General features: G+C 38.4%; 16 protein-coding genes and 1 tRNA gene. 5 read left to right on the top strand and 12 right to left on the bottom strand.

Features of this window, described 5'->3' with window-relative positions; translation table 11 throughout:
- Positions 1-86 precede the first annotated feature (86 nt).
- The 6 genes from ABJH90_RS11570 to ABJH90_RS11545 all read right to left on the bottom strand — a co-directional run bounded on the left by ABJH90_RS11570 (position 87) and on the right by ABJH90_RS11545 (position 5,194).
- A complete protein-coding gene (locus ABJH90_RS11570) occupies positions 87-434 on the bottom strand; it encodes a VOC family protein (protein WP_348143329.1) in 348 nt (115 codons plus the stop codon).
- 316 nt (positions 435-750) lie between these two features.
- Positions 751-2,157 (bottom strand): DUF1254 domain-containing protein, encoded by a 1,407-nt coding sequence (locus tag ABJH90_RS11565; protein WP_348143326.1) that lies wholly within the window; start codon positions 2,155-2,157, stop codon positions 751-753.
- A 67-nt stretch (positions 2,158-2,224) separates the two neighbouring features.
- A complete protein-coding gene (locus ABJH90_RS11560; protein WP_348143323.1) occupies positions 2,225-3,010 on the bottom strand; it encodes a hypothetical protein in 786 nt (261 codons plus the stop codon).
- 69 nt (positions 3,011-3,079) lie between these two features.
- Complete coding sequence (locus ABJH90_RS11555; RefSeq protein WP_348143321.1) at positions 3,080-4,192, bottom strand: BamA/TamA family outer membrane protein; 1,113 nt, start codon at positions 4,190-4,192, stop codon at positions 3,080-3,082.
- A gap of 222 nt (positions 4,193-4,414) precedes the next feature.
- On the bottom strand, positions 4,415-4,657 hold the full coding sequence (locus tag ABJH90_RS11550) for a hypothetical protein (RefSeq protein ID WP_348143318.1): 243 nt from the start codon (positions 4,655-4,657) through the stop codon (positions 4,415-4,417).
- Positions 4,658-5,121: 464 nt separating this feature from the next.
- Positions 5,122-5,194 (bottom strand) — tRNA-Met (locus ABJH90_RS11545).
- Between the two features lie 223 nt (positions 5,195-5,417).
- On the opposite strand from ABJH90_RS11545, the gene ABJH90_RS11540 reads away from it, so the two are divergent.
- Entirely contained in the window at positions 5,418-6,776 is a 1,359-nt protein-coding gene (locus ABJH90_RS11540) for an alanine/glycine:cation symporter family protein (RefSeq protein WP_348143315.1), read from the top strand.
- Positions 6,776-7,660, top strand: a complete 885-nt coding sequence (era, locus tag ABJH90_RS11535) for a GTPase Era (protein ID WP_348143312.1) — start codon at positions 6,776-6,778, stop codon at positions 7,658-7,660. Before ABJH90_RS11540 ends, era begins: the two co-directional genes overlap by 1 nt.
- Position 7,661: 1 nt before the next feature.
- Here the strand turns inward: era and ABJH90_RS11530 are convergent, their stop codons facing one another.
- On the bottom strand, positions 7,662-8,207 hold the full coding sequence (locus ABJH90_RS11530; protein WP_348143309.1) for a GTP-binding protein: 546 nt from the start codon (positions 8,205-8,207) through the stop codon (positions 7,662-7,664).
- A 99-nt stretch (positions 8,208-8,306) separates the two neighbouring features.
- On the opposite strand from ABJH90_RS11530, the gene der reads away from it, so the two are divergent.
- Positions 8,307-9,608 carry a ribosome biogenesis GTPase Der gene (der, locus tag ABJH90_RS11525; RefSeq protein WP_348143306.1) on the top strand — a complete coding sequence of 434 codons (1,302 nt, stop codon included), beginning with the start codon at positions 8,307-8,309 and terminating at the stop codon, positions 9,606-9,608.
- Between the two features lie 35 nt (positions 9,609-9,643).
- Here the strand turns inward: der and ABJH90_RS11520 are convergent, their stop codons facing one another.
- The 5 genes from ABJH90_RS11520 to ABJH90_RS11500 are packed head-to-tail and all read right to left on the bottom strand — an operon-like array spanning position 9,644 to position 12,808.
- Positions 9,644-10,444, bottom strand: a complete 801-nt coding sequence (locus ABJH90_RS11520) for a TPM domain-containing protein (RefSeq protein ID WP_348143303.1) — start codon at positions 10,442-10,444, stop codon at positions 9,644-9,646.
- On the bottom strand, positions 10,425-10,862 hold the full coding sequence (locus tag ABJH90_RS11515) for a TPM domain-containing protein (RefSeq protein WP_348143300.1): 438 nt from the start codon (positions 10,860-10,862) through the stop codon (positions 10,425-10,427). The genes ABJH90_RS11520 and ABJH90_RS11515 overlap by 20 nt, the downstream gene beginning before the upstream one ends.
- A gap of 10 nt (positions 10,863-10,872) precedes the next feature.
- A complete protein-coding gene (locus tag ABJH90_RS11510; protein ID WP_348143297.1) occupies positions 10,873-11,472 on the bottom strand; it encodes a LemA family protein in 600 nt (199 codons plus the stop codon).
- Positions 11,473-11,501: 29 nt separating this feature from the next.
- A complete protein-coding gene (locus ABJH90_RS11505) occupies positions 11,502-11,831 on the bottom strand; it encodes a MerR family transcriptional regulator (protein WP_348143294.1) in 330 nt (109 codons plus the stop codon).
- Positions 11,831-12,808, bottom strand: coding sequence for a M23 family metallopeptidase (locus ABJH90_RS11500; protein WP_348143291.1), 978 nt, complete (start codon positions 12,806-12,808; stop codon positions 11,831-11,833). The genes ABJH90_RS11505 and ABJH90_RS11500 overlap by 1 nt, the downstream gene beginning before the upstream one ends.
- 104 nt (positions 12,809-12,912) lie before the next feature.
- Between ABJH90_RS11500 and alaS the strand changes: the two genes are divergently transcribed.
- Positions 12,913-15,528, top strand: coding sequence for an alanine--tRNA ligase (alaS, locus tag ABJH90_RS11495; protein ID WP_348143289.1), 2,616 nt, complete (start codon positions 12,913-12,915; stop codon positions 15,526-15,528).
- Positions 15,529-15,533: 5 nt separating this feature from the next.
- The gene (locus ABJH90_RS11490; RefSeq protein WP_348143286.1) at positions 15,534-16,193 is read left to right on the top strand and encodes a hypothetical protein; all 660 of its coding nucleotides are present in this window, start codon (positions 15,534-15,536) and stop codon (positions 16,191-16,193) included.
- Positions 16,194-16,203: the final 10 nt, after the last annotated feature.

Genomic DNA, 16,203 nt, shown 5'->3' with positions numbered 1-16,203 from the left:
ATATATTCTTCAGCTGGAATAAATGTATTAAAAAAGTGTAAGCTTGAAATACTTGCGCTGAGTAAACTGATTATTATTTGATGATATTATTTATCCGACCAAACTGCAAGTTCATTTTCAGAGGGATCAACAAAATGAAATCTGCGACCACCTGGAAAAGAAAAAATATCTTTTGTGATTTTACCACCAGCCTCGATAATTTTATTTTTTATCAAGTCAAGATTATTATGATATATAACAATTAATGCACCTTTTATAATTTCATTTTCAGTTTTTTCAAACCCTCCATTAAGTCCACTTTCCGAAAAAGCTGTATATGTTGGTCCATAATCTGTAAAGGTCCAATCAAAAGAGGCCATATAAAATTCTTTAATTTTTTCAAGGTCTATCGCTTTGAATTCAACATAATTAATATGATTATCTTTTATTTCCATTTTAACAGATTTAATTTATTATACTTTTATTAGATTCTTTTCCTTGAGTTTTAGCAAAGATTCAGATGCTAGTTTCCCGGGAGTTAGCGCGAACTTGCAACTCGTGCTTTTGCAATAAAAACCAGCATCGTTTGACTGGATTTATTCTTAAAAAAACTCAATAATTTTATTTGAAAAGTATACTTAGTTCTGACCTGTCTAATATAGTCCGAGCTACAAGCTCGAACAAGCGACTTTTTTTATTATAGCCAAGAATTTACAAAGGCTTTAACAGCACTGCTAAAAAGGTGTAGTTAAAGCCAATTATAGGTTATAACTATTTTTTACTTTTCTCCACTGCCGGTGGTGTCCATTCTTTATTTATTACACGCTGTTCAGGTGTATATAAGCGCAATGCTATTCTGAATAAGCCTGAAGGAGGACATGGCAACCAGTTACTTTCCTTGTCTTTGCCTGGAGATTCATGCTGGATATAAATGGTTAAGGAACCATCATCTCCATATTTCATACCACTTCGGTCACCAACGGCGTAACGATTTATTTCATTGTCTACCAAAAAGCTTTCTGCATCATACATGGTTAATGACCAAAATGCGATAGCCGGAGGCTCTTCCCCTTTTTTAAAGGTTAAAGTATAGTTGTTGGCCCCATCGAAGGCATTGCCTTCTGAATCTATCGGTGTATTTGGATAAAAAGCGTCCTCCAATAAATTTCCACCAACACCAACTAATGTCCAGGAAGCGCGATATGCATAACGTGTGCCAAAGCGTCCCATATCATAGGTCAATGACCAGTTGTTTACACTTTCTCCTAAATTACTAATACCTGCCATCATTTCTTTTTTACCTAGGGCAACACCTTCCTTAATGGCTGTCACAACTTCTGAATCAAAATTGCTCATTGAGAAGTCAGCTCCAGGTTTAATGCCTAATAGTTCAATTTTTTTCATCATTGCAGCATCGGTTTCATAGGGGGGGTTATCAACCAATAACTGATTCAATTTCTTAAAATATTCTTCTTCACTCATCATCATTATTTGTTGATTAACGAGCTTAGTTCCATCAAAACCTTCTTTTAGTGGAACCATTTCGGGTGGAGAATAATTTTTCCCCCATTGTGAAAGGGGTGTAAGTTTATATTGATCTTGCAAAGCATTAACAGCAGCATAATCTGAAGTGCCACTACAATACGTACGACCTCCAATCAACGTAATAGTAGTTGGTGTTTTCAATACTTCCATTCCTTTTGGCAATTCCCCCTTCCAATTCGGGCCTACAATTACATAATCAGCCGCTTTCCCGCCATGGGATCTGGAGCCAGGTGCAGCAGGCACTCCATTCCAGGCATCGATTAACTGCATAATCCAATAACGGTCCCCCATATCCGGCATTGATAGAATTACCGGTTCTTTTGTTAAGTCAAGACTGGCTAAAGAGTATAAATTATCAACATTAAATCCAACAATTGAACGATTGGATGCGTCAACGAATTCGCGAAAATGAGCGAACTGATTTACAGGTGCTTTTGCTCCTTCGGGTGTGGTTACATAGGAATTGAAATCGAATTGTATATCGATTAAGATTGCCGGAAGACCGAATAAGAACGCGTCTTTTGCAAGAACTTTAGCCTGCTCTGGGCTCAGTTCGGTTTGCTGACTACATGAATTGTTTGATAATCCTATTATAAGGAACAAAACAATTGAAATAAGAATTGAATTTTTCATCGTTATTCTTTTAAAGTTTGATTTATAGTTTTCAATTTTGTTTTCTGTCCAAACATTAATGGAGTGTCTAAAAGTGGAATACTATACCTAATGAGGGACCTTGAAGAAGCACATCGTATACGAAGAGATCCGTTCCACTGCCTTTTTCATATTTCATAGCATCCCATCTGTATGCAACAGCCACTTCGAATAATTTTGAAAATTGATATCCAGCAAAGGGATTGATTTGATATGCATAGGTTGAACCAATTCCAAATCCCCCAAATCCTGCGTGTATTCCAAGGCGCCATTTGCTTTCATTAAAACGTGTCATAAAACGAGCAACAATCAATGGGTCAAACCAAGTTTCGTCCATTGATAATTCTGAGCCTGGGAGAACATATTCACCGGGAGCAATTGTTAATGCAGAGCTAATTGAATTAATTCTACCTCCAATTCCAACTTCAGCCCAGGAATTAAGCCGATACATTCCGGCAACTGTAACTGCCAGTTGTTTCAGATTAATAGTGGCTTTTCGGCTAAGCAATGGCGTTACTCCTTCTGCTCCCAAATCTACATAGTACCCATCAAGAATGATTGCCCATTTACCGTTATTAGCCTCAAAGTATAACATGCCTCCAAGATCAAGATTATTGAATATATCCTCAGTGCTTGCACTAGCATCCGCTGGAAGCCCTTTAACAGTAATTTCTCCGCTCATATTAGGGAACAGGAGGTATGGAGCAGCAATAAAATTCCAGTTTTTCTCTTTAACCGCTTCCTCTTGAGCGCTTAATGGCAAAGTATAAAAGACTAGCAGAAAAATTGAAATTACAAGAACTGAGAAATTAAATTTGTTAAGTTTTGTTTTCATAATAATAAGAATTATTGGTGTAATTATTAGGCTCAAAAATTCTACATTTATTTCATGGTTAATTTATATTTAAAAGGCTTCTCCAATTCTAAAATATAATCCCCAATCGTCTTTTCCTGCGGCAATATCCATCCCAACGTTCATATGATTTTCGGGAAAAACGGTATAACGAAATCCGGCACCAATAGCGGGTAATAATTTGCCATCATCTTCTGAATTTATTCCATTGAAAACCATAGCAGAGCCAATGAATCCAATAAACCCAATTTTTTCATACGGATTCCAACGATATTCTGCTTGGAGCGCAACTATTTGTTCGCCTCTGTACTTTCCCTGTGAATAGCCCCGAATGTCTTTTCCTCCAACAACAAATTCCTGATTAAAACTTAATTCACCGATACCTGCACCTCCATAAAACCTTGCGGCTAACACATCCTGCTTTTTGCGAAAGGCAAAGAACTGATTATAATCTAATTCTACCTTTTGTGATATCAACTCATTACCCATAAATTCGGGGAATGTGCTATAATTTAAATTAGTTATCATCCCATTATATGGATAATAAACCGCATCTCTACCATCGTATGATATTATGGCTCCTAATCCTTTTAATATCTCTGTTTGTTCCTGTCTTGGAATTATTTCACCATCCGGTGACTCAAACTCCGGAATGACAGTTATCATTTTAGCATATTTATAATTTAGCCCAGCGTACAAATTGCCAATTACCTTACGCTGTAATTCAATTAGAAAAAAATCCGCATCTACATTGTAGTCTATATACCCTATATCAAATGGTCCGGACATAAAAAATTGATAATTTGTGACACCTATCCCACCTACCAGGGTAGCTCTATATTTGTCTTCATTAAAGTAGGTTTTGTTAAAAAATATCCCTAGCCAAGATTTATTGGTAGTATACATAAAAAGCCCTCCTGTTATAGACTGAGGAGAAATAGTATCTTTTTCACTTAGATTATACATAACCATTGGTAGCGCCCCTAATGTAAATCCTAAAGTTCGATCATAATTGATATACGGAACTGGGGCAAACTTACCATTGTGTCTCTTCCAGTAAGATGACTTAACATTATCGGATTGTTCTGTCTCAGATGATATTTCCTGAGCAAGAAGAATAGATTGGTTAGCTAAAATGAAAATTGCCAAGGTTAGTGATTTCAAGTACATGAGAGTATTATTATAAGGCAAAATTGGGGTATAATACATTCAAATAATATGACCTAAGTCAGGTTTGTCTGTACGTTGTCAAACAATTTTTAGAGTAGTAGCAAATCCTCTAACTTGCATCGAGCTTAGTCAGGAACAGTTTGCCAATATCCCCGTTAATTGGAGGAAAGACCCGGAAGACGTTTACTCTTTGGATTGTAATTAGGCGGTTATTAATTAAACTTTCATTACAATTTTGATCTTCTGCGCTCGTGTAGTACAAATTCCATAAAATTGTCTTATCCCCACCCTCAGAGTATGGTCTTTAATGTTCCCAATCTCATTTACATTTTTTGGATAACCTCCGGTCAAAAACAAAGAATTTAATTGTTTTAGGCTATGGATAAGGGTTTTGTGAAAAACAACTACTTTTCTGAAATCTGTTATAATGTCGGGAGAAATTCGGGAACAAAAAACCATTCAATTGTTATTCAACCTGACAGCTTTTAATTTGGTAGCGGGGACTGGATCGGAAGCGGTCCCGATAGTTCCTTCTCCATAGTATTACGAAGGAGAAGCTATCGGGAAGGCTTTACAAAGAAAACCGTGATATACTTTATCGTTATTTGGAATTTGGTGCTTGGAATTTTTAAAAGCGTTCTGGATTCATTTCGTTGCTAAGCAACGAAATGGGCCTTGGGAGTGGAACTAAGAAAGTATTGAAATACTTTGTTGTTATTTGGAATTTGGTGCTTGTAATTTTTAAAAGGGGTCTGGATTCATTTCGTTGCTAAGCAACGAAATGGGCCTTGGGAGGAGCTTCACAAAGAAAGCCATCAACCTCGCTAAACCGAGGTTGATTCTTTTCCTTCGTTCAAAAGCTCAAGTAAACTTGGCTTTTTCGCAAAGAAAAAGCCACCAACTTTCGTTGATGGCTTTCTTTGTAGCGGGGACTGGACTCGAACCAGCGACCTTCGGGTTATGAGCCCGACGAGCTACCTACTGCTCTACCCCGCGATGTGAACTTTCAATATTTTTACTGGCAGTCTTTTATGTTCTTTTCCCAAGTACGAGTAGGTACCCTGTCCTGAGGAATCGAAGGATACTGCTCTACCCCGCGATGTGGACGGCAAATATACGATGCTTTTTTAGTTAAATCAAAACTTAGTACTGGAATTATTTATCCCAACCACGCCCCAAAAAAGCTTAAATTCCATAACTTCGGAGCTTTAGTTTGTTTATGAAAATATTTAATGACTTTTTAGCAGCCGTACTTCCTTATACCGAATGGGTAATGCTCCTTTTAATTGTTGGTGGAGGCCTTTATCTGGTTGCGTACTCCAAATTACTTCCATATCGCTATTTTAAACACGCCATTCAAATAACCTCCGGAAAATATGATCACCCTGATGATCCTGGTGAGGTTAGTCATCTCCAGGCTTTGTCCTCGGCTGTTGCAGCTACCGTGGGATTGGGAAATATTTCAGGTGTGGCCATTGCTATTTACCTTGGCGGGCCCGGGGTTGTTTTCTGGATTTGGATGACAGCCCTGATAGGAATATGCATTAAATTTTATTCCTGTAGCCTGGCTATTATGTTCCGCGATAAGGATAGCGAGGGAAATTTGCAGGGAGGTCCCATGTACTACATTACAATGGGAATGGGTAAAAAAGCAAGACCCTTAGCGGTCTTCTTTTGTATTGCGGGCCTTTTTGGAGTGCTACCCGCCTTTACAACAAACCAGTTTACCCAAACATTAATGGGGGTGATTAACCCAAACGAAACCATTGCCGTTTTTGGCGATTTTAATTGGAAATTGGGAATTGGCATTGTGTTAAGTATAATAACTTCATTCGTTATTTTCGGAGGCCTTAAAAAAATTGCTAAGGTCGCTACGGCGATTGTACCCTTTATGGTCCTTTTATATTTGTTAGCTGTTATTATTATTATGGCTATGAACGCGGGGCAGATTTGGCCCTCTTTAGAATTAATTCTTGTAGAAGCATTCAATTTTAAAACAGCTGTGCAAGGAGGTTTATGGGGTCTTATCATTATCGGGATTAGACGAGCCGTTTTTTCCAACGAATCCGGGGTTGGGAATGCGCCTATGTACCATGGGCAGTCTAAAACAACAGAACCCATACAGGAAGGTTTAGTTGCTATGTTGGGCCCGTTTATAGATACCATTGTAGTGTGTACCTTAACGGCAGTGGTAATTATTTTGAGTGGGGCCTATTTAGATGCGGAGAGTAATGGAATTGTCATGACCCTGATCGCGTTTAAGAAATCACTCTTTGGTTTTGGCGATGTGCTTTTAATGGTCATAGTCTCTGCGTTTGCGCTTTCAACCCTGTTCACCTATTCCTATTACGGTACCAAATGCCTTTCATTTTTGACCAATGTTAAAGTAGGTAAACTCTATAATTATATTTATGTTGGGAGTATTACTTTTGCAGCGGTGGCTTCTGTAGATTTAGTGGTGAATTTGATTGACTTGTCCTTTGCACTCATGGTAATTCCCAATATGATTGCAGTGCTTTATTTATCGCCAAGAGTAAATATTGCGATGAAAACCTATTTTTCAAAAATGAAAGTATAATGGCTCACAAAGCAGGTTATGTGAATATCATTGGAAATCCCAATGTAGGAAAATCAACCCTTATGAACGCTTTTATTGGGGAGAAGCTTTCAATAATCACGGCAAAGGCTCAGACCACAAGACATCGGATCCTGGGTATTGTGAACGGTGAAGATTTCCAGCTAATTCTTTCAGATACCCCGGGTATTATTAAACCGGCCTACGAGTTGCAGGATTCAATGATGAAATTTGTAAAATCTGCATTTGAAGACGCGGATATCCTCATTTACATGGTTGAGATTGGTGAAAAGGCATTAAAGGACACCTCTTTTCTGGAAAAGCTTAAAGAAAGCAAGATTCCTGTGCTGCTATTACTTAATAAAATTGATGCTTCAGATCAACAAACGTTGGAAGAGCAAACACAATATTGGCAGGAACAACTTCCCTCTGCAGAGATTCATCCAATTTCTGCCCTGAGAAACTTCAATGTTAAGGAAGTGTTTGAACGTATTTTGGAATTATTGCCGGAAGCTCCTCCTTACTTTCCAAAAGACCAGTTAACAGATAAACCGGAACGATTTTTTGTGAACGAAATTATCCGTGAAAAGATTCTGGAACACTATAAAAAGGAGATTCCATATTCTGTTGAAATTGAAACAGAAGAATTTTTGGAGGATGAAAAGATAATCAGGATTAGATCGATTATTATGGTAGAACGAGAGTCTCAAAAGGGAATAATTATAGGGCATAAAGGAGCTGCGTTAAAAAGGGTAGGAGTAGCTTCCAGAAAGGATCTGGAAAAATTCTTTGATAAACAGGTGTATATTGAACTCTATGTAAAAGTTAACAAAAACTGGCGGAGCAACCCCAATCAACTTCGCAGGTTTGGGTATGATCAGAAATAAGTCAGCTTAAGTCTAAAACCTCTCTCATAAAATGGAACAATTGATTCATTTGTGGTTTACCTTTTCTTCTACCTGCTCTTCCAAAAGCGTATAATACGAACCATATTAAAACCATAAAAATCATCGCGCCCAGTTGGAGTCCGTATGATTTATCTAATGAGGCACTGGAATAGGCCCAAATACCGAAGATTATAAAAAATGTTCCCACCCCAAAATGTAAAAACATAAAAAATGTCCAAAGAGTGGGGTTGGGGCCGAATAAGCCATATAGCTTAGATTTTTCGTTGTCTATTTCGTTAATTTCCAAATGAAGTTGGGGAGACCAAAAATGAACATCTTTTTTTTGAAATTTTATAAAGACATGATCATCTATACGATTTATCAGAAAAGGTTCATTCCTTTCCTTTTCAAAAGACTCCAGTGCACTTTCCTTTGGCTGTTGAAGCTCCAAATTGAACCTTGGCCTTAGAACAATGTCATTGGGTAATGCTTTCATGCCTAGTTTTGTTTGCTCATAAAAGATACCTATTTCTTTTGAAACATCCATCTCAGAGCTATCTAAATATAACAGATCACAGTCCGATGCCCTATCTTTTATTTTTTATCTAGTTTCTTTAACACTAACTTTGCGGCCAAATTAGCAAGTATGGGCGCTATTGTAGCCATAGTAGGGAGGCCGAATGTGGGGAAATCTACATTCTTTAATCGTTTAATACAAAGACGTGAGGCCATTGTAGATGCTGTAAGCGGGGTAACGCGTGACAGGCATTATGGTAAGAGCGACTGGAACGGTAAGGAATTCTCATTAATAGATACCGGAGGCTATGTTCTGGGGAGTGATGATATCTTTGAACAGGAAATAGATAAACAGGTAAAATTGGCCATTGATGAGGCCGATGCAATAATTTTTATGGTAGATGTGGAAACCGGTATTACCGGTATGGATGAGGATGTAGCCAATTTATTGCGCCGTGCCCAAAAACCTGTTTTTTTGGCTGTTAATAAAGTAGATAACGCCAAAAGGGCGGAGGACGCAGTTGAGTTTTATGCACTCGGATTAGGAGATTATTACAACCTTTCCAGTATTAATGGCAGCGGCACGGGAGAATTATTGGATGCCCTTGTTGAGGTATTACCGGAAACCGAAGAAGTTGAAGATGAACTGCCCAGGTTTGCTGTAGTTGGGAGACCCAATGCAGGGAAATCTTCTTTTATCAATGCATTGATTGGTGAAGAAAGGTATATTGTTACAGACATAGCAGGCACCACACGTGATAGTATAGATACGAAGTACAACCGCTTTGGTTTTGAGTTTAATTTAGTAGATACAGCAGGTATTCGCCGAAAAGCGAAGGTAAAAGAGGATCTGGAATTTTATTCTGTCATGCGTTCTGTGAGAGCCATTGAGCACTGTGATGTTTGTTTACTATTGTTAGATGCTACCCGTGGATTTGACGGTCAGGTAGAAAACATTTTCTGGTTAGCACAGCGCAACAATAAGGGAATAGTGATCCTGGTTAACAAATGGGATTTAGTGGAGAAGGATACTCATGCAGTTAAGCAATACACCCAAAAAATTAAGCAGGCAATAGAACCCTTTACAGATGTTCCTATCCTTTTTATGTCCGTTCATACTAAACAGCGTATTTTTAAGGCCATAGAAACGGCTGTAGAAGTCTATCAAAATCGTTCTAAACGAATTCCTACCAGAAAACTTAATGATGTGCTGCTGCCCATAATAGAGCATACACCACCACCGGCCTACAAGGGGAAATATGTAAAGATTAAATATATTACCCAACTGCCTACCCCTTATCCGCAATTTGCTTTTTTCTGTAACCTGCCGCAATATGTACGGGAGCCTTACAAGAGGTTTTTGGAGAATAAATTGCGTGAGAATTTTGATTATACAGGAGTACCGGTTACGATATATATGCGGAAAAAATAAGGTAAGGCAGTATTTTTTCAAGAACAGGTATTTGCTTACCATCCACCGGAGGCACCGCCTCCGCCAAAGCCTCCACCACCGAAGCCACCGCCGAATCCGCCGCCACCACCAAAACCACCACTTCCGAACCCTCCTCCGGAAGATGAGCCACCATATCCGCCTCGGCCCATATTGCTGAGGATGATAATATCCCAAAGGTTTATTCCTTTTTTACGGCCTCCTCCTTTGCCTCCGCCACCTCTTCGGTTACGACTGCTAAGGATAATGATGATAACAATAAAAATAATAATGGGCAGGAATGCTCCAAAAGGGAAATTCCCGTTCCCCTCAGGAGGGCGTTCTTCTCTGAACTCACCGGTTAACACACTAAAGATGGCATCGGATCCTTTATCTAATCCTGCATAGTAGTCTCCTTCTTTAAATTCAGGAATAATAACATTTTCAATTATCCTTTTAGATAATGCATCTGTTAGCGATCCTTCCACACCATAACCGGTGTTAATGGCAACCCTTCGGTCTTCTCTTGCCAGAAGAAGTAGAATGCCATTATCCTTTACTGCTTGTCCAATTCCCCATGCTTCTCCCCACTGGGCACCCAGGTAGTTAATATTTTCACCTTCGGTTGATTTTATTATGGCAATAACAATTTGTGTGGAAGTGCTGTCAGAATAGCCGATAAGCTTCTGTTCTAAAGCATTTTTATCGCCAGGCGACAATAATCCTATAAAATCGTAAACACTGGTTTGGAGTTTTGGTTTTTCAGGGATCGTAAATTGAGCAAAAGCAGAGGTTCCCCACATCAGGAACAAAATAAGACTAACCTTTAGATACCTCATTGCTCAATTCATTTGTGTCATTCGGTTTCCATGGAAAGTGTGCCTTCAATTCTTCTCCGGCCATCAGAATTCCTTTAATAATCCCTTCTTTGAATTTCCCTTCTTTGAAACTATTCTGAATAACGTCTTTAGTGGAATTCCAAAAGTCATCCGGAACTACATCATCAATGCCTTTATCTCCGCAGATTACAAATTTTTTATCCTCCACCGCTACATAAATCAGCACTCCATTACTTTCTCGGGTATTATCCATTTTTAGTAGGTGAAAGACTTCCTGGGCCCTAACATAATGGTCTAATGGGGAAGATGGCTCTATATGTACCCTGATCTCTCCGGAAGTATTTTTTTCCGACTCCAGAATAGCATCTACGATCTCCTGTTCTTCGTCGGTAGTTAAGAAATCTTCTACAAGGGACATAGGCGCTTAATTACTCGAATTCAAAATTCACATCAGGGGCATTTTCAGAACCGGGATTTGCCTGGTAACGCGCCATTTCTTCAAATCCGAACCAACCTGCTAAAATTTTATTGGGAAATTTTTTAATATAGATGTCGTAGATATTTACTTGTTCATTATACCTATCCCTTGCTACATTAATCCGGTTTTCAGTTCCTTCTAATTGAGATTGTAATTCAAGGAAATTTTGATTGGCCTTTAAATCCGGATATCTTTCTACAGTAACAAGTAAACGTGATAATGCCGAAGACAATCCTGTTTGTGCTTCCTGGAAGGCAGCCATTTTGTCTGGCGTTAGATTATCTACATCTATTGTTGTTGAAGTAGCCTTTGCACGGGCTTCAATAACATCGGTTAAAGTACCTCTTTCGAAATCGGCCGCACCCTGTACCGTTTTCACCAAATTCCCAATAAGATCATTTCTTCTTTGATATGAACTTTCAACATTAGACCATGCAGTTTTGGCATTAGCTTCATATTCTACTGATGTATTATTAAAGCCAACTGCCCATTGATAAATTGCAAATGCAAAGACCAGGAGGACAATTACGGGAATTAACCATTTTTTCATAATCGTTTAATTAAGGTTATAGTATATGTTTAAAGTTGACCTTTTATTTTGATCAGTTCCGCCCTGATGCCCTCAAGCTTTTGTATGATCTCAAAATTTGATAAAGTCTTTTGTCTTTCCTCGCGCAAATGAGTTTTAGCACCTTCAAGAGTAAATCCACGCTCCTTAACCAAATGATATATTAGTTGGAGATTTTGAATGTCTTTTGGAGTGAATTTACGATTGCCTTTTGCATTCTTTTTTGGTTGGATAACATCAAATTCTTTTTCCCAGAAACGAATCAGGGAAGTATTTACATCAAAAGCCCTGGCGACTTCGCCAATCCCATAATAACGTTTTTCCGGTAATTCTATATGCATTAATCCAGTGATTGATTTTCCTGATTTGCGTATTTAAGCATGTTTTCAAATTCTTCGGCAGATAAACTTCCGTAATAGAAATTTATAGGATTTATGCGTTCTCCTTCTTTCCATACCTCATAATGCACATGAGGTGCTTCAGATCTGCCTGTGCTTCCAACAAAACCTATAAGGTCTCCCCGCTTCACTTTTTGACGCCTTTTTACATTGTATTTACTTAGATGACCGTATAGGGTCATATACCCGTATCCATGATCTATGCGAATATGCTTACCGTAACCAGAGGCATTATTATCTACGCGTTTCACGACACCATCTCCGGAGGCATAGATGGGTGTGCCTTTGGGAGCCGTAAAATCCATACCCCGATGCATTTTTCTTGCCTTAGTAAAAGGGTCTGACCGCCATCCAAATCCGGAAGCCATACGTGTAAGTTCTTCGTTATTTACTGGTTGTATGGCCGGGATGGCCGCCAAAAGTTTTTCTTTTTCCTCAGCCAGTTTGGTTATTTCATCCAGAGACTTAGATTGAATTACCATTTGTTTTTGTATGATATCCATTCGCTCTGTAGTGGAAACAATCATCTCAGAATTATTGAATCCTTCCAGAGATTTGTACCTGTTTACTCCTCCAAAACCAGCCTTGCGCTGTTCTTCAGGAATAGGATTGGCCTCAAAATAAAGACGGTAAATGTTATTATCTCTGTCTTCAATGTTACCCAGAACATACTCCATTTGCTCCATCTTTTTATTAAGAAGCTCAAATCGTAACTCATAATTTTTGGCTTCCCTTTGTAGAGAGAGTTCTCTGGGTGTATTTAAAATATTGGTATTTAGCAAAAGGATTAAACCAAGCAAACCGGAAATGATGGAGCCCAGGGTAAAGAGGGAAATATTCCTGTAGCGCCTGGATTTTTTTGGCTCTATCTTTCGATATGAAAGGGTGTCCGGATCGTAATAGTATTTTACCTTAGACATGAATGGATTTTATCCTATTTTTGTGCTTTCGTCTTATCAAAACAAACAAATATAAAAATTGTTTTGAACAAACAGTTAAATTTAATAAAACCTTGCCATTTTAGATGACTTCCAAGGAAATAAGAGCAAAATTTTTAGATTTTTTTAAGGAAAAAGGCCATAAAATTGTCCCTTCTGCACCTATGGTCATCAAGGATGACCCTAGCTTGATGTTTACCAATGCCGGAATGAATCAGTTCAAGGAGTTCTTTTTAGGCAATTCAGCCATAAAAAATCCAAGGATTGCAGATACGCAAAAGTGCCTTCGCGTGAGTGGTAAACATAATGATCTTGAAGAAGTAGGTAAAGATACTTACCATCATACGATGTTTGAAATGCTTGGAAATTGGAGCTTTGGAGATTATTTCAAAGAAGAAGCCATAAACTGGGCATGGGAATTCCTAACCAAGGTTTGTAAAATTGATAAGAATAGTCTTTATGTATCTGTATTTGAGGGTAGTTCGGATTCTGACAAACTGGAAATGGACATGGAAGCTTTTAATTTGTGGAAAAATATTGTGCCTGAAGACAGAATTATTAAAGGAGATAAAAAGGATAATTTTTGGGAAATGGGAGAGCAGGGACCATGCGGTCCTTCTTCGGAAATACATGTAGACATACGTTCTAAAGAAGAAAAGGAAAAGATTGACGGTGCTTCATTGGTAAACAAGGATCACCCTGAGGTAGTAGAGATTTGGAACCTGGTTTTTATCCAATACAATAGAAGAGCAAATGGTACACTGGAACCTCTTCCTGAAAAGCATGTGGATACCGGAATGGGTTTTGAACGTCTCTGTATGGTATTACAAGGTGTTCAATCCAATTATGATACTGATGTTTTTGCTCCCATCATACGGGAAATTGAAACAATCACCAGTATAGATTACAGAAAAAATGAAGATACAGATATTGCCATAAGGGTTATAGCCGATCATATTCGCGCGGTAGCCTTTTCTATTGCAGATGGTCAATTGCCAAGTAATACTGGAGCAGGTTATGTTATTCGGAGAATTTTGAGAAGGGCTATCAGGTATGGCTTTACGTTTTTGGATACCAAGAACCCCTTTATGTTTCGTTTAGTAAATGCACTTGTTTCCGGCATGGGTGAGGCTTTTCCCGAATTAAAGGAACAACGTAACCTTATAGAAAATGTGATTCGGGAGGAAGAACACTCCTTTTTAAGGACCCTGGAACAAGGTTTGCTATTACTGGATAGCGTTATTGCCAATACAAAGGGTGATACTGTAAATGGCAAAAAAGCATTTGAATTGTATGACACTTACGGATTTCCTATAGACTTAACCGCGCTAATTTTAAGTGAAAAAGGATTGAAATTGGACGAAAGCGGTTTTGAATTAGCGATGAAAGAACAAAAGGACCGTTCTAAAGCTGCATCTGAAGTTTCAAAAGACGATTGGACAGTTCTTATAGAAGATGCCCAACAGGAGTTTGTTGGCTATGATTCCTTAGAAGCCCAGGTAAAACTGGTAAAGTACAGAAAGGTAGTTTCTAAGAAGGAGGGAAGCCTGTTTCAATTGGTCTTCAATTTAACCCCTTTTTATCCGGAAGGTGGTGGCCAGGTCGGTGATAAAGGCTACCTGGAAGTACCTAACGGGGATGTAGTGTACATTTTAGATACAAAGAAGGAGAATAATGAAATAATACATTTCTCAAAAAATCTGCCTAAACATCCGCAGGAAGTCCTCACGGCCGTGGTAGATAAAAAGCAAAGGGAACGCACGGCTCGAAATCATACCGCTACCCATTTATTACACCAGGCCCTTAGGGAAATTTTGGGAAATCATGTTGAGCAAAAAGGTTCTGCGGTGCATTCGAAATACCTGCGATTTGATTTTTCTCATTTTGCAAAAATGACACTGGAGCAGCTCCACGATGTAGAAAATTTTGTAAATATGAGGATAGATGAACAACTACCCTTGGAAGAGCAGCGAGCGATACCAATGCAAAAGGCATTAAAAGAAGGGGCGATGGCCCTGTTTGGAGAAAAGTATGGAGATGCGGTACGTACAATAAGATTTGGACAGTCTATAGAACTATGTGGAGGCACACATGTTCCCAACACGGCAGATATTTGGCATTTTAAAATTGTTTCAGAAGGTGCAATTGCAGCAGGTATTCGCAGAATAGAAGCCATTTCTTCAGACGCGGTTAAAGATTTCTACCATGAAAACAACAGCAAGCTTTATGAGATAAGAAATCTTTTAAAAGGCACCATAGATCCAGTCAAGGCTGTTAAAATACTTCAGGAAGAAAATGCAAAATTGAAAAAGGAGGTGGAAGGTCTTGTACGATTAAAAGCTAAAAATCTTCAAACGACCTTAATCCGGAATATTGAGGAAATAAATGGCGCGCAATTTCTGGCACATAAAGTAGATTTAAATGCTTCAGGCATAAAGGACCTATCTTTTGAAATGGGGAAAGACCGGAAAAATCTTTTCCTTTTACTCGCATCAGAGCAGGACGGAAAAGCGACCTTATCATGTTATATATCTAAGGAACTGGTTGGATCAAGAAACCTTAATGCAGGACAAATTGTACGAGAATTAGGGAAATATATTGATGGTGGTGGAGGTGGTCAGCCATTCTTTGCTACAGCCGGAGGTAAAAATCCGGAAGGGATTCCTCTGGCTATGGAAAAAGCAAAGGAGTACCTAAAATAAAACATATGCGATTCTTTAAATCTACTACGGTTAATTGGAAATATATTGTGGGTGAAATCTTATTGATATTTTTTGGTATTAGCCTGGCTATTTGGTTTAACAACTGGAATGCCTCGAACACCACCAATGCGAATAAAAGAATTGCTATTGATAAGTTTGAAGAAGAGATACAAAATAATTTAAGTGAATTATACAGTGCAAGGGAAGTAAATCTTAAAATTCCAAAAGCAATTAAAGCCTATGAAGAAATCGTATCTGAGTCTTATGGACAGGCTGTGTCCAGCATTTCTGAAATGAAAAACTTTCAGGAGAACTATCCGGAATTTTTTATAATAAAAGATTCGTCACGAATCAATGACTCTTTATACAGGTATCTTGGGGATACCAGAATTCAATTGGAGCTTACTGCGTTATCGCAAATTGCATGGGAAACTTCAAGAAATATGGGAATAACCAATGAATTTGGTTATGAATGTCTCTATGGTCTGGAAAACATGTACAATGTTCAGCGCCTGGTTCAAAATGAAATGAATAAGGCCGCTGAGGCTCTACAAAATAAAGAAATTGAGCGTCTGAACCGAATTCTGGGAACTTTGAATCAGTTAGATGAACAATTAGAAGATGCTTATAATTTAATGTTGAAGAATATTGCTGATTGCATGTAACCTTACCAGG

The organism is Eudoraea sp. (assembly GCF_039969275.1).
Classification (GTDB): Bacteria; Bacteroidota; Bacteroidia; order Flavobacteriales; family Flavobacteriaceae; genus Eudoraea.
Note: the sequence above shows the minus strand (reverse complement) of the source record. Positions and strands in the feature narration are given on the sequence as shown.

Bases quoted from the DNA above. Each gene is read 5' to 3' on its own strand.
- der (WP_348143306.1), top strand. From the start codon at position 8,307: ATGGGCGCTATTGTAGCCATAGTAGGGAGGCCGAATGTGGGGAAATCT.
- ABJH90_RS11500 (WP_348143291.1), bottom strand. From the start codon at position 12,808: ATGTCTAAGGTAAAATACTATTACGATCCGGACACCCTTTCATATCGA.
- ABJH90_RS11490 (WP_348143286.1), top strand. From the start codon at position 15,534: ATGCGATTCTTTAAATCTACTACGGTTAATTGGAAATATATTGTGGGT.
- ABJH90_RS11560 (WP_348143323.1), bottom strand. From the start codon at position 3,010: ATGAAAACAAAACTTAACAAATTTAATTTCTCAGTTCTTGTAATTTCA.
- era (WP_348143312.1), top strand. From the start codon at position 6,776: ATGGCTCACAAAGCAGGTTATGTGAATATCATTGGAAATCCCAATGTA.
- ABJH90_RS11520 (WP_348143303.1), bottom strand. From the start codon at position 10,444: ATGAGGTATCTAAAGGTTAGTCTTATTTTGTTCCTGATGTGGGGAACC.
- ABJH90_RS11510 (WP_348143297.1), bottom strand. From the start codon at position 11,472: ATGAAAAAATGGTTAATTCCCGTAATTGTCCTCCTGGTCTTTGCATTT.
- ABJH90_RS11540 (WP_348143315.1), top strand. From the start codon at position 5,418: ATGAAAATATTTAATGACTTTTTAGCAGCCGTACTTCCTTATACCGAA.
- ABJH90_RS11550 (WP_348143318.1), bottom strand. From the start codon at position 4,657: ATGGTTTTTTGTTCCCGAATTTCTCCCGACATTATAACAGATTTCAGA.
- ABJH90_RS11565 (WP_348143326.1), bottom strand. From the start codon at position 2,157: ATGAAAAATTCAATTCTTATTTCAATTGTTTTGTTCCTTATAATAGGA.
- ABJH90_RS11505 (WP_348143294.1), bottom strand. From the start codon at position 11,831: ATGCATATAGAATTACCGGAAAAACGTTATTATGGGATTGGCGAAGTC.
- ABJH90_RS11515 (WP_348143300.1), bottom strand. From the start codon at position 10,862: ATGTCCCTTGTAGAAGATTTCTTAACTACCGACGAAGAACAGGAGATC.
- ABJH90_RS11530 (WP_348143309.1), bottom strand. From the start codon at position 8,207: ATGGATGTTTCAAAAGAAATAGGTATCTTTTATGAGCAAACAAAACTA.
- alaS (WP_348143289.1), top strand. From the start codon at position 12,913: ATGACTTCCAAGGAAATAAGAGCAAAATTTTTAGATTTTTTTAAGGAA.
- ABJH90_RS11570 (WP_348143329.1), bottom strand. From the start codon at position 434: ATGGAAATAAAAGATAATCATATTAATTATGTTGAATTCAAAGCGATA.